This is a genomic window from Pontibacterium sinense (assembly GCF_015209595.1).
Classification (GTDB): domain Bacteria; phylum Pseudomonadota; class Gammaproteobacteria; order Pseudomonadales; family Balneatricaceae; genus Pontibacterium; species Pontibacterium sinense.
In genome coordinates this window covers 133,888-155,438 of the sequence record NZ_JADEYS010000008.1, presented here as the reverse complement: position 1 = coordinate 155,438, position 21,551 = coordinate 133,888, and the positions used below count along the sequence as shown (strand labels likewise).

At 51.4% G+C, this 21,551-nt stretch carries 16 protein-coding genes; 3 read left to right on the top strand and 13 right to left on the bottom strand.

Annotated features, from left to right (window positions below; all coding sequences use genetic code 11):
- Positions 1-1,036 precede the first annotated feature (1,036 nt).
- Positions 1,037-1,291, top strand: a complete 255-nt coding sequence (locus IOQ59_RS09925; protein ID WP_193953128.1) for a hypothetical protein — start codon at positions 1,037-1,039, stop codon at positions 1,289-1,291.
- Between the two features lie 145 nt (positions 1,292-1,436).
- Positions 1,437-2,438 carry a sensor domain-containing diguanylate cyclase gene (locus IOQ59_RS09920; protein ID WP_193953127.1) on the top strand — a complete coding sequence of 334 codons (1,002 nt, stop codon included), beginning with the start codon at positions 1,437-1,439 and terminating at the stop codon, positions 2,436-2,438.
- An 89-nt stretch (positions 2,439-2,527) separates the two neighbouring features.
- Here IOQ59_RS09920 and IOQ59_RS09915 read toward each other — a convergent pair whose 3' ends face one another.
- The 7 genes from IOQ59_RS09915 to hrpB all read right to left on the bottom strand — a co-directional run bounded on the left by IOQ59_RS09915 (position 2,528) and on the right by hrpB (position 15,507).
- The gene (locus IOQ59_RS09915) at positions 2,528-2,755 is read right to left on the bottom strand and encodes a (2Fe-2S)-binding protein (RefSeq protein WP_193953126.1); all 228 of its coding nucleotides are present in this window, start codon (positions 2,753-2,755) and stop codon (positions 2,528-2,530) included.
- Positions 2,756-2,906: 151 nt separating this feature from the next.
- Positions 2,907-5,045 carry a TRAP transporter permease gene (locus IOQ59_RS09910; protein WP_193953125.1) on the bottom strand — a complete coding sequence of 713 codons (2,139 nt, stop codon included), beginning with the start codon at positions 5,043-5,045 and terminating at the stop codon, positions 2,907-2,909.
- Positions 5,046-5,118: 73 nt separating this feature from the next.
- Entirely contained in the window at positions 5,119-6,147 is a 1,029-nt protein-coding gene (locus IOQ59_RS09905) for a TAXI family TRAP transporter solute-binding subunit (RefSeq protein WP_193953124.1), read from the bottom strand.
- Positions 6,148-6,495: 348 nt separating this feature from the next.
- Positions 6,496-7,860, bottom strand: coding sequence for a sigma-54-dependent transcriptional regulator (locus tag IOQ59_RS09900; RefSeq protein ID WP_193953123.1), 1,365 nt, complete (start codon positions 7,858-7,860; stop codon positions 6,496-6,498).
- Entirely contained in the window at positions 7,860-10,001 is a 2,142-nt protein-coding gene (locus IOQ59_RS09895; protein WP_193953122.1) for a sensor histidine kinase, read from the bottom strand. Before IOQ59_RS09895 ends, IOQ59_RS09900 begins: the two co-directional genes overlap by 1 nt.
- A gap of 143 nt (positions 10,002-10,144) precedes the next feature.
- On the bottom strand, positions 10,145-12,670 hold the full coding sequence (locus IOQ59_RS09890; RefSeq protein ID WP_193953121.1) for a methyl-accepting chemotaxis protein: 2,526 nt from the start codon (positions 12,668-12,670) through the stop codon (positions 10,145-10,147).
- Positions 12,671-12,948: 278 nt separating this feature from the next.
- Complete coding sequence (gene hrpB, locus IOQ59_RS09885; RefSeq protein WP_193953120.1) at positions 12,949-15,507, bottom strand: ATP-dependent helicase HrpB; 2,559 nt, start codon at positions 15,505-15,507, stop codon at positions 12,949-12,951.
- A gap of 211 nt (positions 15,508-15,718) precedes the next feature.
- On the opposite strand from hrpB, the gene IOQ59_RS09880 reads away from it, so the two are divergent.
- Positions 15,719-16,447, top strand: a complete 729-nt coding sequence (locus IOQ59_RS09880; RefSeq protein WP_193953119.1) for a PhnD/SsuA/transferrin family substrate-binding protein — start codon at positions 15,719-15,721, stop codon at positions 16,445-16,447.
- Positions 16,448-16,630: 183 nt separating this feature from the next.
- Here the strand turns inward: IOQ59_RS09880 and IOQ59_RS09875 are convergent, their stop codons facing one another.
- The 6 genes from IOQ59_RS09875 to dnaX are packed head-to-tail and all read right to left on the bottom strand — an operon-like array spanning position 16,631 to position 21,534.
- On the bottom strand, positions 16,631-17,068 hold the full coding sequence (locus IOQ59_RS09875) for a YcgN family cysteine cluster protein (protein WP_193953118.1): 438 nt from the start codon (positions 17,066-17,068) through the stop codon (positions 16,631-16,633).
- Positions 17,069-17,356 carry a YcgL domain-containing protein gene (locus tag IOQ59_RS09870; RefSeq protein WP_193953117.1) on the bottom strand — a complete coding sequence of 96 codons (288 nt, stop codon included), beginning with the start codon at positions 17,354-17,356 and terminating at the stop codon, positions 17,069-17,071.
- Positions 17,356-18,540, bottom strand: coding sequence for a ribonuclease D (gene rnd / locus IOQ59_RS09865; protein ID WP_193953116.1), 1,185 nt, complete (start codon positions 18,538-18,540; stop codon positions 17,356-17,358). The genes IOQ59_RS09870 and rnd overlap by 1 nt, the downstream gene beginning before the upstream one ends.
- 9 nt (positions 18,541-18,549) lie before the next feature.
- A complete protein-coding gene (gene recR / locus IOQ59_RS09860) occupies positions 18,550-19,149 on the bottom strand; it encodes a recombination mediator RecR (protein ID WP_193953115.1) in 600 nt (199 codons plus the stop codon).
- 3 nt (positions 19,150-19,152) lie between these two features.
- Positions 19,153-19,479, bottom strand: coding sequence for a YbaB/EbfC family nucleoid-associated protein (locus IOQ59_RS09855; RefSeq protein WP_193953114.1), 327 nt, complete (start codon positions 19,477-19,479; stop codon positions 19,153-19,155).
- 18 nt (positions 19,480-19,497) lie between these two features.
- Positions 19,498-21,534 carry a DNA polymerase III subunit gamma/tau gene (dnaX, locus tag IOQ59_RS09850; protein WP_193953113.1) on the bottom strand — a complete coding sequence of 679 codons (2,037 nt, stop codon included), beginning with the start codon at positions 21,532-21,534 and terminating at the stop codon, positions 19,498-19,500.
- Positions 21,535-21,551 lie beyond the last annotated feature (17 nt).

Below are 21,551 nucleotides of genomic sequence, written 5' to 3'. Positions count from 1 at the left end.
AGCTTAAGAATGATGCATTTTCAGGCCATATTCAAAGATCTGACGAACACAAAACAAAAGATAAGCTTATAACTAGTAAGAATATTTCAGATATGACGCCGTCTCAGCTCAAGATCTATCGCGAACAAGAAAAAGGATATACGAGTCAGACCACACCCTTCTATGAACCTATACCCGTTTATAGAATACCGCTGAAATAGGGCCTCAAATATTGCGGTACAGCATACCAATGACGCTAACGCCTAAAACCAAAGTACCAGAATTGATAAGAATACGAGGAGGGAAAGAACTAACAATGCTTAGACTGGCATTTAATGAAGGTCATTAAGTGGAAGGGAAGACTGTGCCTCCTGTTCGATTCAACATACCGGACGACTACCAGGCCGCCACCTGCATCCGATAGCCAGTGGTGACCTACTTCCTGTAGATGCCACCGCGTTGCTGCCCCTTCCAGCACAGCAACAAGGCCAGTCTTATTCTGTGAAAACTTATCCAAACTCCAGATAAGTTTCCAAATTAGTCAGACGAGGAAAAAGTACAGCGCTAAAGATTCAGCAATTACAAACAACGTTATAAAGTGTTTTACAAAGTACTCAGTTAGCATCGTAGCTCCTCCATTTAACGGTGACGCCGGACATCGTCGCAGTCAGATGTTCCTGTCATGTAATGGACTGTACTAAAGCAAGCCAAAGACCAACTTAAAAAAAACCTTTTATATCAAAACCTTAAAAACACACCAATACTCAAAAACTCTCCTTCTGTGAGTGTACATCTGAAATAAGCACACAAACCGTCTCCAATCGGAGACACAAAAAACTAATAAACCCTACTTTACATATAAATCAACAGGTTAGGTTGTCACTGATCCGCGACACAGCACTTCAAGCTCGAAAAAACAGCTGTATAAATATCCTTCAGATATCCTCCAATTTATTGATCTGGATGAAGTCTTTACGACAGCAGACACACTAGACTGAAGATGAAGGCCATCTCAAAGCTGTAATCCTTAATCACTCAATTACAGGGGATGTTCACTATGTTGACCTACAAAGAATGTCTGGACCTATGCGGTCTGGAACCGGGCGAAGTAGAAGCAATTGCCGAACACGAACATGTAGAACCGATTGTTGCAGCTGCGCTGGGGAATTACCTGATCACCCACGATGGCGAACAGAAAATTCGTAAGATCATCATGGATGACATCGAAAAAGCAGAAGCCAGCGGCGACAAAGCTCACTGTGCAGTCCTGAAACAAGTGCTGGAACACTTTGTCGCCTCTCACAAAGTCTGAACACGTGACCTGTCGCGGATAGTCATTTAAGTGGCCGTTCAATACTAGACAGTAGTATGACGGCCACTTGTTGTTTCTGCAGGCTTCGATTAACTTAGAGAGTCACTACGGGATATTTCCCGCTACAAAGAGTTATAGCGCTGTTATGGCAACAACCGAATTTAACGGAGCGCTCTCCAAGGATCAGGAAAGCAAGTCAGACCCATCATTGATGTTACAAGTCTTCGATAGGATCGCATTACCCACGTTTGTGATAGATAACAACCACGTTATTCTACATTGGAACAGTGCAATTGAAGCACTGTCGGGGTTAAGCAGAGAAGAGATGGTTGGCACCTCTGATCAATGGAAACCTTTCTATCAATCCCCCCGCCCATGCCTCGCAGACCTTATTCTGGATGGAGGCCATGATGCTGATGTTCAGCACTATTACCAGGACAAGTACCGCACCTCTGAGCTGATACCTGATGCGTATGAAGCCGAAGATTTTTTTCCCGAATGCGGTGCCAACGGCGAGTGGTTGCATTTCACCGCAGCCAGTCTGAAGGACAATAATGGCAACGTTATCGGCGCGATCGAAACCTTAAGCAACATCAGTGCCCGTAAGAAAGCTGAATTTGAACTGATAGAACGCGAACGGACTTACCGTGAGCTAAGTATCACGGATGCACTCACAGGCCTGAGCAATTCACGCTGTTTCTATCAACAACTCGATCTGGCGATCGAAAGCTCACGCCGATACAACCATGCCCTTTCACTCTGCTTTTTGGATCTGGATGACTTCAAACGGGTGAATGACACATACGGGCATATGGTGGGGGACCTTGTGTTGGAAACATTTGGCACGCTAATCAAAGCAGGGTTGCGTACAAATGATTCAGCCTACCGATACGGCGGTGAAGAGTTCGCCATCCTGTTACCATCCACTGACTGTGACGGAGCAATCATTCTCGCGAATCGTATTCGTGATAATCTGCGCAATCACAATGTGCCAGCTGATGAGCACACGATCGTGAATGTTACAGCCTGCGTGGGAATCACCGAATACAAAACCGGCGATGATCCACGTACATTACTGGCTCGGGCAGATAACGCCCTGTACGAAGCCAAACGCAGCGGTAAGGACTGTACACGCGTTGAGCAATAACAGCTGAGCAGCATTGCCGCTGCTCAGGTCGTCCTCCCTTCCCTGACGTTTCGATGCCGGGATAACATCAGGGCAAAGCCGGAGTTTTACTAAGCGATCGATTGCGCTTTAGCTTTTGCCACCAGCATTTCAACTGTTTCGTAACATGCACCACACCCCGTATTCGCACCGGTCACGTCCCGTGCCTCATCGACTGTGAACGCTTTGTGTTCAGTGATTTTCGCCATGAACTCGTTGGTACGTACTTTTTTGCAAATACATACGGCTTTATCGATGGGGGCTTTGTTCACGGCTGTTTCGGGGGATGAGGTTGTCATGATGCTCTCTGAAATCGATTCGTCTGGGCAGGCAAGAGTAACCAAGGCAGGAAAAACAGGAAAGGAAAGACAGCCTTTCCTCTATGGCACAAATGGAAAAGGGCCTGAGACCCATAACCCGATCTCAAGCCCTCTGCGGTTCTACAGCAAGTTAAGCGGTCTGAGCTTCAGGAACCACCTGCTTGCGACTGTAGATAAAGATACCAACAAACGCAGCAGCAGCGACCAGATTGAGTAGCAATACACCGTGCGGCCAAAGCAGCACCACACCCAGTACACCACAGATCAGACGTAGCAACAGATTTAGTCGACTCTCAAGAAACCCTTCCATAAAGCCCACCAGCGCATAAATGCCTACGCACGCAAAGGCAAAAATGCTTAACACTTCCTCCCAGCTGCCACCAATAAAGGCGGTATAGGCAAACAACAGCGGCACAATATAGAGCCCTTTTGCCACTTTCCACGCCATAAAACCCGTGGCCATCGGCGGCGTTTTAGCGATCGCGGCCGCAGCAAATGCGGTCAGGCAAACAGGCGGAGTGACGTTACTGTCCTGCGATAACCAGAAGATGATCATATGAGCAGACAACAGCGCCATCGCCAGCGCAGATGGATCAAGCGCCTGTTCCAACAGTTGGTTTCTAAAGTCTCCCGGCACCAGCGACAACAACTGCTGTGCATCCACCTCACTCATCGGTGAAGCCAGCAACGCGGCTTTTTCCATATCCACCAACAGGAAGATAGTGCGCGCAGCTTCAGGCAAAGTGCCAGACACCATCATATCCAGTAGCTGACTTTCAGCGATCAGGCTGTATAACGCAGGTGCCGACAAAGTTGCTAAAACAATGTAAGACGCGGTGACCGGTAATCCCATGCCCAGAATCAACGACGCCAACGCCACCAATACAATGGTAATCAGCAAACTGCCACCGGCCCAATCGGTCACCATCAACGAGAAGGTATTACCAATACCCGTCATGGCCACGACATTGACCACCAGTCCAACCGAGATCAGCAACATCGCCGTTGTCGCCATATTTTTGGAGCCCTGAGCCAGCGCATCCAAAATGTCTTTAAAACCCATTGGGTGCTTCGATAACCAAGAGGCCGCTACCACCGAAATGATTGAGAAACCTGCGGCATAGGTCGGTGTAAAACCGTAGATCAGCAACGCCACCAGTACCACCAGCGGTAGCAGATAATGCCAGCCATCCTTAAACACCTCACCCACCGGACGGGTATCACTTTCAACCGCATGGGCATGGCTACGCATCGCCTCAACACGCACAAAGAAACCGACGGACAGGAAATATAGTAATGCGGGTAAGGCGGCAATGGCGATGATATCGACGTAAGGAATCTGGGTGTAAGACGCCATAATGAAGGCCCCGGCCCCCATCACAGGCGGCATCAGCTGACCGCCAGTTGAAGCCGCAGCCTCAACACCTGCCGCAAACTTTGCCGGGAAACCCGCACGTCGCATCAGGGGAATAGTGATAACACCGGTTGATACGGTATTCGCGACAGAAGAACCGGATACCGATCCCATCAGGCCGGAACCGAGGACCGCAACAAACCCAGGCCCACCCACAAAGCGACCCGCCGCACAGCGGGACAGTTCGATAATGAAATCTCCGGCACCCGATTTCACCAGAAAGGCACCAAAAAGAATAAACATAAACACATACGTCCAGGAGATACGGGCAATCTGGCCGAACATCCCCTCAGACGAGAAATAACTGCGGTACAGCAGGGTTTCCAGACTCAAGCCGGGGAAACCAAACACACCGTCCACGTACTGCCCCCACCAGAATACATAGGTGAGCGCCACAATAATCATGCTTGGAATAAACCAGCCCGTTGTCCGGCGCGCCATCTCCAGAGTGATGAAGATTGCACACACTGAGAACACCCAGTCTGCTTCAGCAAATTTTACCCCGCGCTCGTACAGCGCATCCTCAAACCCCATCAGGTAGAGCGTACAGAATATCGCTGCGACCCCGATCAGCAGATCAAGCAGTAAGGTCAGGCGACGTCCGGATTCAGTTTTACACCGAACCATCGGCACCATCAGGCCGCAGATCAGCGCAAACCCGGCAAAGTGGATAGCGGATACCCACAGCTCAGACAGCGTGCCTAATGTATTGAAATAGATATGAGCCAGTGCGAAGGCCACACCTGCCCAGTAGATAAAGCGACCGGCAAAAGAATCATCAGGGCGCTGCGTTAGCTCCATGCTTTTCAGCTTCTCAGCTGTGTCCTGATCGGTAACAGGGGTATCGGAACTCATGATATTGTCCAGAAATTGCGCGTAGCGAGGGATAGAGCGGGAAGCCTGATAGCCTCCCGCACCGATGACAACCTTAGTTGGCGGTCAGGTGAGCAGGAATATCCAATCCCATCTCTTTGTAGAAACGCGCAGCACCCGGATGCAGCGGCACAGGCAGACCCGCGATCGCTTTTTCCAGCGCCATGGCTTTAGTCGCCTTATGGATACCATTCAGGAAAGGCAGGTTTTCATAGATCGTTTTAGTGATCATGTAGACATCGTCATCAGAAATATCATCACGAACTGCCAGGAAGTTCGGCTGTGCCATAGTGTTGATATCTTTAGTCTGTCCCGGATACGTGTTTGCCGGAATCACGAAACGGGTCCACAGATTGTATTTACCGTTCGCTTCTTTGATCTGCTCATCAGTGAAGTCCAATACCGTCATATCGCTACCCAATGCAGCGTAAGCACGTGTAATAGCACTGGTAGGCACACCCGCTGGGATATTCATACCATTGATGGTGCCGTTCTGCAGGGCATCCGCGCTGGCACCATAACCCATGTAAGCCAGGTCAAAACTGTTTGCATCAATCCCTACACCACTCAGAATCTGGCGACCGGAACCTTCTGTGCCGGAGTTTTTCTTACCGATGGAGAACTTGGTATCACCAAACGCTTTCAGATCTTCGATGGTACCGGATTTAGCGTATTTTGATTTAACGACAAACTGTTCAACGTTCTGCCACAACATCGACACTGAACGCAGTTGTTTCTGCGGACCGGATGATTTCACCGGGCCTTCACCGCTCCACGCCCATGCGCCATACAAACCTTGCATGATGGCAAACTGCGCTTCATTTTCACGCAACAACTTAACGTTTTCACCGGAACCGGCGGAGTTGATCGCAGACAGAGACAACTTGTGTTTTGGCTCCAGCTTAACTTTTGTCAGCGTGGCCAGTGCAACACCGACCGGATAATAAGTACCGCCCGTAGATGCCGTTGCCAGAATGTAGGCGCGCTTTTCAGCAGCCTGCGCCAGTCCGGCTGTGCCCATTGCGGCGCTGATCGCCAGTGTAATCCCCAGACCTTTCAGAAAAGTGCGTTTGCTGGTTTTCATCTCAATACCCTTAAATTGGTGGTTATTGTTATTTCGAACAAGAGTGATTTAGATATTGCAAGGAGGGGGCCAACTTCAACAAAAACCATATCCCATTGATTTTTATGAATTTTATTTATCACACCACATCCCTGTCATAGTGCGATAAGCAAAATATTGCTTATCGCGTACTTAACCATAAGCAATATTTTGCTTATCCGTAACCCGGAAGTGTGAATTCATGGTGAAGACGGTATGGGATTGCCGACGAAACATGTCGTAGAGACACATCCACAGCTAAAATCCGCTCAACAGGTGGGTATTAAACAACCAGATCAGAGTTATCCGGTCAGATAGGCAAATTTTTGCTCATTCACTTTCCGGTAAAAAATCACTGCGGTTCAATCCGTATTTCGCCATCTTTTGATTAAGCGTACGGCGCGGCAGATCCAGCTCATCCAGAACCGCTTTGATATTGCCCTGATGGCGGGACAGGGAACGGCCCAGCACTTTACTCTCAAAGTTCGCCACCTGAGCGGCCAGCGATAACGTACTCTCCTCCGGTTCAACCGACATCATCGGTTCTTGTGGATAGAGCACATCCGCTACCGCCAATGAGCCATCCAGCGCATACCGCACAGCGATATTCTTCAATTCACGCACATTGCCCGGCCAGTTGTATTGCTGCAGGTTCTGAATATCTTGTGCAGTGGTGCGACGTAGCTCCCGCTGATGCTGTCCCGCAGCCTGTCGGGCATAATGGGCAAACAACAGAGGGACATCTTCAATACGTTCACGCAGCGGCGGTATATGCAGTTGAGTGACGTTCAGCCGATAGTAAAGATCCTGACGGAACTGATCATCACTGCGCAGATCCGCCTTAGACGCCGCAACGATACGCAGATCCACCGACATCGGCTGATTGGACCCCAGGCGTTCAATCACACCTTCCTGCAATGCGCGCAATAATTTGATCTGCAGGTTAGCGGGCATGCTCTCGATCTCATCAAGAAATAACGTACCGCCATCGGCATACTCAAACTTACCCACCCGCTGCTTATCTGCACTGGTGAACGCTCCCGCTTCATGCCCGAAGAGCTCACTTTCAATCAGGGCTTCAGGAATAGCACCACAATTAAGCGGAACGAAGTTGTGCGCCGCACGTCCGCTGAACTCATGCAGACACTGCGCCACCAGCTCTTTACCCGTGCCAGTTTCGCCATAGATGATCACGTTGGTGTCCAGTTCGGCACACTTCAGCAACTCCCGTTTAAGACGCTGGATCGAGGGTGAGATACCAATCAGCTTTGCATCCAAACCCGACTGGGAAGACAGGTTCTGCTGTAAACGCAGGTTTTCCACCATCAGCTGGCGTTTTTCACAGGCGCGGTGGATCGTCTCCACCAAGCGCTCAGGCACAAAGGGTTTTTCGATAAAGTCATACGCCCCTTCGCGCATCGCTTTGATCGCCATATCCACATCACCGTGACCGGTAATCAGGATCACCGGCAGTTCGGGAATACGCCGCTGCGCCTCAGCCATCAATGCCAACCCGTCCATGCCGGGCATTTTAACATCGGAGACGATAATGCCGGGGAACTGATCATCCAGCGCAGCCAACCCGGCTTCTGCATGTTCAAAACTCTGCACCTCAAACCCGGCAATCTTCAGCCACTGCTCAGTGGACTGGCGGATCATCGCTTCATCGTCGATTAGCATTACAGTGCCGCGCATCAGGAGTTCTCCGGGTGATCTGGATTTAGAGTGTCATCATTGCTGCTCTCGACGCTTTGAGCGCAGACATAGCGCGGCAGTATAACGGTAAAGCAGGCCCCACCTTCAACCCGGTTTTCAGCACTGATCTGACCATTAAGGTCCTGCACAATGGAGCTGACAATGGATAAGCCTAATCCTAAGCCATCACCGATCGACTTGGTGGTGAAGAATGGATCAAACAGGTGCTTAAGGTTTACAGGGTCGATCCCCCCGCCGCTGTCCGATACCGATATACGGACCTGAGCCTCTGGATATTGGGGATCAGCTGCAATCCTGATGGCTAGTGCTTTATCCGTATCCAAACCTTTCATCGCATCGCAGGCGTTCTTAATCAGGTTAACAAACACCTGCTCCAATCGCGCATTGTCGCCCAGGATCTCCAGTGTTGGATCACGGCTTTCAACCACCAGTTGGATACCATCCTGGCTGATCCTGTCGCGGAAAAGTACCAGCGACTGATCCAGTGCATTGACCGGTTTCACCGGCACCAGTGCATCCGGTTTTTTGAAGGCAAAGGTTTTCAGCTGCTGGGTGATCAGCGCCATACGCTGAGTCAGATCATCAATCAGGGTCAGATTTTCAGCCAACATCGAGTTGTCATCGTTCAACAGGTGACGGCAGATTGCCAGATAGGTCCGCATCGCGGTGAGTGGCTGATTGAGCTCATGTACAACCGCGGAAGACATACGCCCTAATGCCGCCATCTTCTCCGCTTGCACCAGCTCAGTCTGTGCTTCCTGCAACGCCTGTGTACGCTCCAGCACCTTATGTTCCAGCTGATCATTCGCCCGCTGTAACGCCGCCTCCAGCCGCTTACGTTTGGTAATATCGATCACGGTCACCAAGTACAGCATATCTGCTTGCGCCACCATCTGTTTCACCGAGATCAACATCGGGAACTGGCTGCCATCTGAGCGTTTTCCCACCGCTTCGTGAGCCGTTAATGGCGCAAAACCACTGCTGCCCAATCGCGATAACGTTCGCTGCAAGGGACCAAAACTCTCGTCATCACCTGCAATAAGCTCCTGCACGGCATACCCGAGTATCCTTTCGCTCCCCACCCCAAACTGCTGGCTCGCCATGGGATTAATAAACCGGATGCTACCCTGCGTATTCAGAGCGATCATGCCCACATGGGCATTGTTGATAATATCCCTCTGCTGCCGCTCGCTGCTTTCCAGCGCATCACGGGTTTCTTGCCGGGAGATATTCTTCAGATGGCGTTCCCGGATATACAGCAAGAGCAGCCCCAGTGCTAAACACCCGCCCAAACTGATAAAAGCAGCCGTATTACGAGTACTCAACACCGGATAGATATTACTGGTGACCGCGACCTGCCATCCCAGATCAGGCAACGCGACCGCCTGAAATAGCACCCGCTCACCGCTACTGAGGTTTTTCAATGCAAGCTCACTGCCATCTGATAGCAACCGCTGGTCACTGCTGCGTATCAATTCAGGCAACCTCTGGCCCCGCCAGTCTACCTCACTGGCCAATAGCACACGGCCGTTGTCAGTGAACAACAGGAACTCTTCCAGCTGGTTTAACTTATCCTGCAGCTGACTGAGATCGATACGTACGACGGCAACCCCCATAAAACGGTTGGCATCGTAGATCGGTGCCGAGAGGTAGATTGATGTCGCTTTCCCGTCTACGGTGCTGTCGACATAAACTCCCTGCTCACCGTTTCTGGCTTGCGTGAAATACGGGGTATTCGCGTGGGATTTCAGAAAAAAGGATTGTTCTTCGCGCCAGCGACTGTAGGACAACGCCCGGCCATCCAGATCCAGCACCAGCAGTGCTGTAGCACCGGATACCAGATTCATCTGTTCCAGAAAACGACTGACCTCCGCCCCCTTATCCAACACCGGATAGAGCAGCAGTTCCTGCACATCTTTGTTCTGGGAGATCAGAAACGGCAGATATTTGTAACTATCGATTGCAGTACGTAAGCCAATAATCGTATTGAGCAGGCGATCCTCCCCCTGCTCCTTCAGACGCGTCATCGACCAGTCATAGGCTTGGTGCTGAACCCACCAGGTCAGTAGCAGTGACAAGCAGAGGATCAGGGTAAATAGCAGGCTACGAAATGATTTCAACACACCCTCGTCAACGCAGTGTCAGGTAAATGTACAGGCATAAAAAAACGGATTCTGATTGTGCTTCAACCGCTTACAGTTAAGCACATCCAGAATCCGTTACGCTAGCAGGCTATTTTAAGTCGATCACTCAAGCCTGAAAATCAGAATGACTCCCACATATCCTCGGCTTCAGGTGCAGCCTGTCGCAGTGGCGCACGGCGGCGGGAGTCAGAGTGATCCGTGCGCTGACGCTGCGATGTACCCGAATGACGTGATGCAGGGGCCCGAAATGCAGACTCGTCCCCACTCACGTTAAAGAATCCAACTTGTTGCAACAGGGTTTGTGCCTGCTGCTCCATTGCGGTACTGGACGCAGATGCCTGCTCAACTAACGCGGCATTCTGCTGTGTCCCTTCTTCCATCTGAGTCACCGCACGGCACACTTCACTGATGCCAACCGACTGCTCTTTGCTTGCGGTATCGATCTCCGCAATCATCGTCACCACATCCTGAACGGATGCAACTAACTCTCCGAAGGTTGTACCGGTGGCACTCACCAAGTTAGTTCCGGTGCTGACCGCTTCCAGACTCTCGCTAATCAGCCCTTTAATCTCTTTCGCCGCACTGGCACTGCGTTGCGCCAGATTACGAACCTCCGCCGCAACCACCGCAAAACCACGTCCCTGTTCACCGGCACGCGCAGCTTCTACTGCGGCATTCAGCGCCAGGATATTGGTCTGGAAAGAGATCTCATCAATCACGCCAATAATGTCTGCGATCTTCTTGCTCGATTTATTGATCGCATCCATGGCCGTCACCGCACTATCAACCACTTCACCGCCGTTACTGGCTTTCTCCATCGCTTCTGCTGCGCGGGACGCCACATCGCTGGCATTGTCTGCGTTCTGCTTCACCGTGGCCGTCAGCTCTTCCATCGCCGATGCAGTTTCTTCCAGACTCGCGGCCTGATCTTCTGTGCGATGGCTTAGATCATTGTTGCCCTGCGCAATCTCCTGGGATGCGGAGAACACGCTGTTCGATGCCTGACGAATTTCCATAACCAGCGTGTTCAGCTTGTCGATCAGCGAGTTCATCGCTTCACCCAACACGTTAAACTCACCGTCCAACTCGCCGTCAATAGCCGATGTCAGGTCGCCCTCAGACATCGCCAATAGAATCTCTTTGATCTGCGCAACCGCTTGCTTACGGCCCGTAACATCCGTGGCATATTTCACCACTTTGAAAGGCTTGCCATTCAGATCCAGGATCGGATTGTAAGACGCCTGAATCCAGATCTCCTTACCCCCTTTCCCCAGACGCTTGTACTCACCCGCATCGTATTCGCCACGATTGAGTTTCTCCCAAAATTGACGGTACTCCGGGCTGGATCTGTACTGGTGTTCCACAAAGATGTTGTGATGGCGACCTTTTACCTCATCCAGTGTATAACCCACAGCCGCAAGGAAGTTTTCATTGGCATTAAGAATAGTCCCGTCCAAACTGAATTCGATAACAGCCTGAGATTTTGCTATTGCTTTAATTTGCCCCGAGAAATCTGCATTTCTCAGCTTTGATTCAGTTACATCGCTGGCGTATTTCACCACCTTGAATGGCTTACCGTTCATATCCAGAATCGGATTATAGGACGCCTGAATCCAGACCTCTTTACCACCACGTCCCTGCCGCTTGTACACCCCGGAATCATATTCTCCCCGGCCTAATTTTTCCCAGAAGACGCGGTACTCAGGAGAGTGTTTATCAGTAGGGCATACAAACATGCTGTGATGCTGACCTTTCACCTCACTCAGGTTGTAACCCATGGTGGTCAGAAAGTTCTCATTCGCGTTGAGAATATAACCATCGAGATCAAATTCGATCACCGCCTGAGACTTGCTGATGGCATCGATCTGTCCTGTAAAGTCAGCAGTTTGTTGCTTAGCTGCTGTCACATCGCTGGCGTACTTCACGACCTTAAAAGGCTGCCCATTCATATCCAGAATGGGGTTGTAGGAGGCCTGAATCCAAATTTCTTTTCCACTTTTACCGATGCGTTTATATTCTCCCGCATCATATTCTCCACGCGCCAGACGCTCCCAGAACAGACGATATTCGGAACTGTGACGATACTCAGGCTCAACAAACAGGCTGTGATGCTGGCCTTGTATTTCACTCAGGGTGTAGCCGACCGTATTAAGGAAATTGTCGTTCGCCGTGATGATGGTTCCATCGAGATTAAACTCGATCACCGCCTGAGACTTGCTGATCGCATCCAGCTGACCAGAAAAATTAGCGTACTGCAGTTTTTCTGCCGTCACATCAGAGGCAAACTTAACTACTTTTATTAGTTTGCCGGATTCATCCACAATCGGATTGTAAGTCGCCTGAATCCAGACCTCCTTACCTCCTTTGCCAAAGCGCTTATACTCACCGGAATCAAACTCGCCGCGTCCCAGCTTATCCCAGAAGTCTCGATATTCAGCGCTTGCTTGATAGGCAGGATCAACAAACATCTTGTGATGCTGTCCGATCACTTCCTCTGCGGAGTACCCCATAGCATTGAGGAAATTGTCATTGGCCGAGATGACGGTGCCATCCAACTCAAATTCGATTATTGCCTGCGATCTACTCATGGCATCGAACATGTACTTATAAACTTCGAGATTAGCGTGCATCTGGTCCTGTCCCATCTGTTTATCCCCATCGTTGGATGGTACTTACTCCGGATTCGTCGTCTTTTGATGCTGGCTATTAAAGTCCAGGCATCAGAAGCGCCACTTCAGAATGGTGGCTGATAGAACCTTGTATCGACGTAAGAGCAATAATCTAAAGGACTAACTTACAGAATATTTCAAATAACTAGCGGCCTAAGCCTACAAAAATCATTTAAAAACAAGGAAATAGAAAAACCAAGCAAACAGGTAAGTTTATCCGTACCTGTTTGCTGCTTATCTGAAGGAAGGTGGTGCTACTTTTTGGGCTTAATCGAGCGGCGGCTGGGTTCAGCATTTGCCGGATCATCCGGCCAGCGATGCTTTGGATAGCGGCCTTTCATCTCTTTCTGAACCTCCGGATAGCTATTTTTCCAGAAACCGGCCAGATCCTGCGTCACCTGCAACGGGCGCATCGCAGGTGAAAGCAGATGCAGTTTTAAGGGTGTAGCGTTTCCGATACGGGGGGTATCCAAACAACCAAACATCTCCTGCATCCGCACCGCCAGCACCGGTGGCGTTTCGCTGTAATCAATCTTGATGTTCGAGCCCGTGGGCACGGTAAAGCGCTCAGGTGCCAACTCGTCGAGCTGTTGCGGTAAGGGCCAGGGCAACAGTGCCAGCAGAATATTACGCAGATCGAGGTTGGCGAAGTGGTTAATGTGACTGATCCCGGACAGATACGGTGCCAGCCATTGGTCAACGGAGTCCAACAGGTGTTTATCAGATAGATCCGGCCAGTGATTCTCTGTCGACGCGCCTCCATTCACCTCAGCAAAGCTACTGTGCAGAAATTGCACCCGTGTTTGCCAGCTGCGCAGCGCCGGTGTCCACGGCAGAATATTTAACCCGCGTTTACGAACCACACCCAACAACGCAGCTGACTTGGCTTCGTCGGAAATATCTTTTAGCGGCGCACGACTCAATACTAACTTGCCCACCCGGCGCTGAAGCTCCGCCGTCAAACGGTCCTGCTGTTTGCTCCAGGTCACCTCTTCGAACGACGACACCATATCTGCCAACGGTCCATCAAACAGATCGGGTTCCAGCACCGCTGAAAGGAAGATGCGATCCGTATGATCACCGCTTCGCCCGCCCACCTGAGCCAACGCCAACCATTCAGCATTGTGATGATCCCCTTCCGGCAAGCGCGCCGCACGCCCGTTACTCATCCGGTAATCCGCCCCGCCTTTACTTCGCTGACACGCGATACGATCCGGATAGGCCCCGGCGATCAGAAACCCGGTCCAGCGACTGTTTGCTGGATCAGAGACAGCATTGTCCACCTCGCTTTCTAACAGGCCGCATTGACGCTTAAACTGTTTACTTACCTGACGCATGCGGTGCAACGCACCCTGAGTGTGGCGCTCAGCCTTAAGATCGCCGCGCAACCAGGCGAGTCGTTCAGCGATATCCGTATCACGCCGTTTTAACGGATCACGATCCGAGAGCAAGGCCGCCAGATGACAGGCCTGGTCTGTCAGACCGTAACGAATTCCCAGCAGCAGCATATGGGCCAAACGGGGATGCGTGGGTAACTGTGCCATCAGTTCGCCATGAGCCGTCAGTCGGTAACTATCACTACTCACCTCCACTGCATCAAGACGTAACAACAGATCCAGAGCCTGTTGATAAAGCGCTGGCGGCGGCAGATCTAACCAGCTCAACTCAGCCGGATCATCCACTCCCCAGCGGATCAATTGCAAGACGAGCGGCGTGAGATCAGCTTGGGTAATTTCAGGGGCCGTAAACGGCGCCAGCTGTGCTTGTTGTGTTTCCGACCAGAGGCGATAACAGACACCCGGCTCCATACGCCCGGCGCGTCCCGCACGCTGCACGCTGGCAGCACGCGATAAACGTCGGGTTTGTAATCTAGACATGCCGGTTGCGGGATCAAAGATCGCCTCGCGACTCAAGCCTGCGTCGACGACGACCCTTACACCTTCAATGGTCAAACTGGTTTCCGCGATCGCTGTCGCCAATACCACTTTACGCTGGCCTGCGGGTGAGGGTTCAATCGCCTTGCGCTGCTCCTGTAACGTCAGATCGCCGTACAACGGTGTGACGATAACGTGAGACAAATCAGTCCGGGAGGTGAGTTTTTCGGTCAGGAGTTTATAGGTTCGGTTGATCTCACGCTGTCCTGGCAGAAACACTAAAACACTGCCCTCATCACTGATCAGCGCATCCATCACGGTGGCAGCCGCCACCGGTTCGATCGCCCGATCTAAGCCCGCCGCATCCCCATAGTGTACCGTGACCGGATAGGCACGCCCTTCACTGCGTAAAATCGGCGCATCATCCAGCAGTTCTGCTACCGCTCCCCCATCCAGTGTCGCGGACATCACCAGCAATTTCAGCGGTTCATCATCTCGAAACAGCATCCGCCCCTGTATCGTCAACGCTAATGCCAGATCAGCGTCCAGACTGCGTTCGTGGAACTCATCAAAGATCACCAACCCGATACCCTCAAGGCTGGGATCACTCTGCAACATGCGTGTCAGAATCCCTTCGGTGACCACTTCAATACGGGTTTTACGGCTCACCTTGGTGTCTAAGCGCACCCGGTAACCGACCGTTTCGCCCGCCTTTTCACCTAGCAGCGAAGCCATCCGTTCAGCTGCCGCCCGTGCTGCCAGGCGACGTGGTTCCAACATAATAATCTTCTGTCCGGACAACCAGACTTCATCCAACAGGGCCAAAGGCACGCCGGTTGTTTTACCCGCACCCGGCGGCGCTTCCAGCACCAGTTGATGATGCTCACAGAGCAAAGATTTCAGTTCCGGCAGGACGGTATTGATTGGCAGGTCAGACATGTCAGTGACGAGGTTCCGGCGATTAACGTACAGAAACTCTATTGTGCCATCTCCCCTGCCAAGCTTTAACCATGGTATCCCCCGGCAAAGCATTTTTTGTCTTTTTGCTATAAGACAAGAAGCCTATAAAAGAGGCTCAATTCAGCCTCAACCTACTCACTGAATAATGGTACGATCTGACAACATTTTTTTTGGACATGGAAGACAGATCGTGAGCAAGTTGAAGCTTCTGGTAGCACCTGCCGATACGGCCAACAACTCTGAACGCTGGTACGAATTTGTTGTTTACCTCAGCCGGACTCTGGATCAGCCGGTCGGGTTGGATACAGCGTTTGATATGGCAGATTTCCGTAGCCGGATGCATCAGGCAGATATCGCTTTTGCACCTCCGACAGAAGCAGTGCTGCTCAACAAAAAAGCGGCTTACATCCCGATCTGTCGCCCCGAAAACCAACCCGAAGAGGTTGTGTTTGCTGCCCACGCAGACAATAGCTCGGCATCTCTAAAAGGTTATCAGGGCGCAGAAGTCATCACATGCGCTAATACTGTCGCCACACGGCTAGGCATGAGTCTGCTGGCAAAGAAAGGGGTGAAGCCTGACACCCTCACGGGCAAGAACGGCTGGATGCACGTTTTAAAAGCTTTACAGGGTAATCCCGACGCCTATGCGTTCTTTAGCAAGAGCTTTTACGACGAGCTAAATCCACTCTCAAAGGGTAATCTGGCATTGCTTGGCAGCAGTAAGGTCAACCGTGTATTCGCCCAAATGATGGTGAAACCTCAACACCGAGAGCTCGCCGACCGCTTGTCGATGACACTGCTGTCGATGACAGAAAGCGATAAGGGCCTTCAGGTGCTGGAAAAGCTGGGTATCAGCGCCTGGACTGAAAGCACATCGGATGATGTACAGACGATGGGACAGTTGTTGCGGGTGAGCTAACTCTTCTGGCTACAATCACAATATTGCTGCTGTGAATCTAGTGAGTTAATTAGACCTGTAGGATGCATACAAAGAGACTCGATGTTGGGAATCGTTTCACTCGTCCCAACCTACAGTTTTTCAGATACTAAAAAGCCCCAACACACGTTCGGGGCTTTTTAGTTTCACGCTAAGTACGCTGTGTTACTCGATCACGTAATCCACAAAATCTTCTTCGCTGATTTCGTTATCTTTCACTTCATAGAAGCTCAGCACCGACGCATTTTCTTCGATCACAGATTCCTGTCGACCGCTGACCAGAGGGTGCCAGTCTGGCAGGTCTTTACCTTCATGCACCAATCGATATGCACAGGTGGGTGGCAACCAATGGAAGGCATCCACATCCTGCGGACGTAATTTCACGCAATCAGGGACTAAGGTGCAACGATCTTCGTAGCGGGTACAACGGCAGTTATCAAAGTCGAGCAGATGACACACCACGGTGGTGTAAAACACCTCGCGGGTGTCTTCATCTTCAACCTTATGCAGGCAACACAATGCGCAACCATCACAGAGCGATTCCCACTCTTGTGGATTCATCGCTTCCAGCGATTTGCTGCGCCAGAAAACCTCGTGTGCCACTTAGCGGACTCCGGTTTCAGGACGATCCTGATGCAGGTCCAGCATATAGTCTTCTTTTGGTGGTGGCATCTGCAGGTAAAAGCCTTTTTCATCAATCTCAGACAGCACCTTGGCAGTATCAACACGTGCCAGCTCACGTTTTTCTGTCAGAGGCATGTCCATGACGTGCAGAGCGGCACCAAACATCTCCAGCAGAGGTTCAGGTACACGTTTCAGCTGATCACGCTTATCCACATAAAGGTACATTTCGTCTTTACGTGAACTTTTAAATACAGAACAAATTTTCATCAATCTCGTTTCCCAATTTCTTTCAGCGCGGCGAGCAATTTTTCACCCACTGCATCGCAACGCCAAGGGCTGATGCTCTCAGGCATACTGAAATTCGCATCATCCAGACCAGAGCGAATCAATGCATCCAGTTCTTTTTTACGCAGCATAATTTCTGGCGCCACATCCAGCTCGGCGGCACATTCGCGCACAATCGCTTTCAGCTTTTTCAGTGGTTTATTCCAGAAAAACGGTAACGGACGCAGAATTGGTTCAGGTGGACTCTGCTCCGCACTGTGCTGTGCATTTTGCAGGAAGCTGAGTATCTGCTTACCATCATTACGAATGATGGCACGCTTAATATCATCAACACGGGAGAGGTCATAAACCGATCGCGGCCACTGGTTCACAATTTCCAGCAGCGCCTGATTACGCAGAATACGGTTGCGGGGTACATCGCGGTCACGGCAGGTTTGCTCGCGCCAAGCGGTCAGATCCCGTAAAGCGGCGATCTTATGCGCGGGTAGCGTCCACATCTGCGTGAAGCGTTTATAGTACTCAGCTCCCTCTGGATCTTCATCAATCGCCTGCCGCAGCATGGCCTCGCTTTCCTGCTGCAGCCATTCTAACATGCCACGCGCTTCGAGTGCGTCTTTCTGCTTTTGACAGATAGCGGGCAGGTAAGCCACATCCAATGCAGCATACCGTTCCTGACTTTCACTCAGGGGGCGACGTAACCAGTTTGAGGTGGTTTCATGCTTCTGAACTTCGACCCCCAAGATCTCCTGCAACATACGCTGCAGGCCCATGGAGAATCCCCAGTTCAGAAATGCAGCCGCAACCTGGGTATCAAAGACTGGCTCCGGTAACACGCCCAGGCTGTTCTGAAACAGTTCCAGATCCTCCGAGGCAGCATGCAGCACTTTCAGCACATCCTTATTCTGGAACAGTGCTTTCAGCGGCTCAAAATCAGTCACGCTGAGCGGATCAATCAGGTAACACTGTTGATCATCGGCCAGCTGAATCAGACCCGGTATCGGGTAGAAGGTCTCGACACGCTGAAACTCGGTATCCAGTGCGACCATTGGCAAGGTTTGCCAATGCTGACACCACTTGGCAAGTGTCGCGTTATCGGTGATCACTACAGGCTGATCAGCAGCAGCTTCCAGCTTATGCCAATCATAGGCAGTAGAGGTCTGACTCATACAACTTCCTTAGATTAATGAACGACGGCCCGCCAGCGCATGCGCCAACGTACCTCCATCCACGTATTCCAGCTCGCCACCTACAGGTACACCGTGGGCGATACGTGACACTTTAATATCAAGGTCCCGTACCTGTTCAGCGATATAGTGTGCAGTGGCCTCTCCTTCCACTGTCGGGTTAGTCGCTAGAATCAACTCGCGCACTTCTCCGGCACGTAAGCGCTCTAGCAACTGATCGATGCCCAGATCTTCCGGTCCGATGCCATCGATTGGCGACAGGTGACCACCCAGTACGAAGTAATAACCGCCAAAACCGCCCGTTTGCTCCACAGCAAACAGGTCCACCGGCGATTCAAGTACGCACAACATACCTTTATCCCGACTGGTGGAGGCACAGATCTCACAAGTTTCAACTTCAGACAAGGTGCGACAGCTACCACAGCGACCGATTTTGTCGATCGCCTGTTCCAATGCACCGGCTAATGTCAGTGCACCTTGCTGATCACGCTCCAGCAAATGAAATGCCATTCGCTGGGCCGACTTAGGACCGACACCCGGCAAACATCGCAGAGCGGTAATCAGTTGTTGCAGTAAAGGACTGAACGACATCGATCAGAATGGCATGTTGAAGCCAGGAGGCATCTGCATACCACCGGTGACTTTTGCCATTTTTTCCTGAGTATTGCTTTCAACTTTACGTACAGCATCGTTCACTGCCGCTGCAATCAGATCTTCCAGGATCTCTTTGTCTTCTTCCATGAGGCTTTCGTCCAGATCAACAACACGCACGTCGTGACGGCCATTCATAGTGATTTTCACCAGACCTGCACCGGATTCGCCAGTCACTTCTGCTTTAGCGATCTCTTCCTGTGCTTTCTGCATGTTTTCTTGCATCTTCTGGGCCTGTTTCATCAGGTTGCCCATTCCACCTTTCATCATGGTGATATCCTCAAAAATTCAATCAATCGGTTCTACTGATGCGAGATCTATCTCAGCATCGAAGTGTTCTTGCAGGCGATGTACCGTTTCGTCGTTCTGAATTGATTCAACCGCCAGCGCCAGTCGCTCTTTACGTTTACGAATCTGGTAAAGGCTTGGAGTTTCGCGACTTTGCGTGTCCTGCTTAAATTCTACCTCAACAAGGACTGCAAAATAATTATTCAGCGCATCTGTAATACGATTACGCTGGACATCATTCAGCAATGTCTTCTGTTCAGGCGTGTAATGGAAAACCAGCGTCGCGTCACTGACCTGTTCCAACGATAAGTTATTCGCCAGACTGGCGGTCATCCCCGCGAGACCAATACTGGTTGCTAGTCGCGCCCAGTGGTCTTCTTTAAGATCCACCAGTTGCGTGGGCAGGTCGCCCAGATCCTGAGCAATTTTCAGGTTTTGAGCAGGTACCTCCGCCGCAGACTGCACAACATTCGGTGCCGCTTCAGCAGCAATCGCAGGAACAGGTGCGGAAGCAGCTTCACGCGGAGCCGCTATCAGTTCAGGTTCAGACTTTTTTCCCGGTGGGGTCTCCGGCGCACCTGATGGCAAATCCTGATGACCACCCGCATAATCATCCGCAGGAATATCAGCGTCTTCCCACGGTGGAATATCGTCCATGCTGTGCACTGGCGGGGCAGGTGCCATGTCTGGTGCCGTATTTGGCATGACAGGAGCCGGGGCTTGAGGCGCCGGCGCTTGCTGCACAGGCTGAGGTTGCGGCTGGGCATTTGGCTCCGGCCGCTGTATGGGTTCAGGTTCAGGCTTTGCTTCAACTGCTGGAGCTGGCGCAGGAGCCGCAATTGGTGAAGGCGGCTGAGCAGCTGTCACGGGAGCAACAGGCTGAACCGATTCTGCAGGCAACGTCGCCGACGTAGCAGAATCAAGCTTAGCTGGCGGTCCGGAAGGAGCTGCGCCTGCCGGTCGGAAAGCCAGCATGCGCAACAGCACCATTTCAAGCCCCTCACGGGCATCCGGCACAAACGGCAGGTCTTTACGCCCCATCAATGCAATCTGATAAAAAAGCTGCAGATCTTCAGCGCGTAAACGCCCCGCCAGTTCCTGCACCAGTTCCTTGTCACCCATGCTGTTATCAACAGCACTTGGCAAGGCCTGACCCACCGCAATCCGGTGTAACAGGCTGATCAAATCGCCCAGTACGGTGTTGTAATCCGGTGAAAACTGCGCAAGATCCCTCACCGCGTCCAACAAGCCTTGTGCGTCCTGTTCAACCAGGCATTCCAGCATGCGGTAGACCAAACGCTGGTCGATGGTGCCGAGCATCGCACGGGCATCGGCTTCATTGATTTCACCGGCACCAAATGCGATAGCCTGATCCGTCAGACTCATCGCATCGCGCATGGAACCATCTGCAGAACGGGCCAGCAACCAAAGCGCCGGCTCTTCGTACGGTACCGCCTCTTCACCCAAGACAAACTTCAGGTGATCCACAATCCGCTCAGGAATCATGTTTTTGAGGTTAAATTGCAGACAGCGGGACAGAATTGTCACCGGTAACTTCTGCGGATCCGTGGTGGCTAGCAGGAACTTAACATGTGGAGGCGGCTCCTCCAGCGTTTTCAACAACGCATTGAAGGAGTGCGTGGAGAGCATGTGCACCTCATCGATGAGGTACACTTTATAACGGCCATGCGTCGGTGCGTACTGAACGTTTTCCAGTAACTCACGGGTATCTTCAACCTTGGTGCGAGACGCCGCATCAACTTCGATCAGATCGACAAAACGACCTTCGGCAATCTCCCGACACGCGGAACACTCACCACATGGGGATGAAGACACACCAGTTTCGCAGTTCAGCGATTTCGCAAACAGACGGGCAATGGAAGTTTTACCCACCCCCCGGGTACCGGTAAACAGGTACGCATGGTGCAGCCGATCATCATCCAGCGCATTCACCAGCGCCTTGAGGACATGTTCCTGTCCAACCATCTCCTGAAAGCGTTTTGGACGCCATTTACGGGCTAGTACCTGATAACTCATCGGCTCACATCACGGGG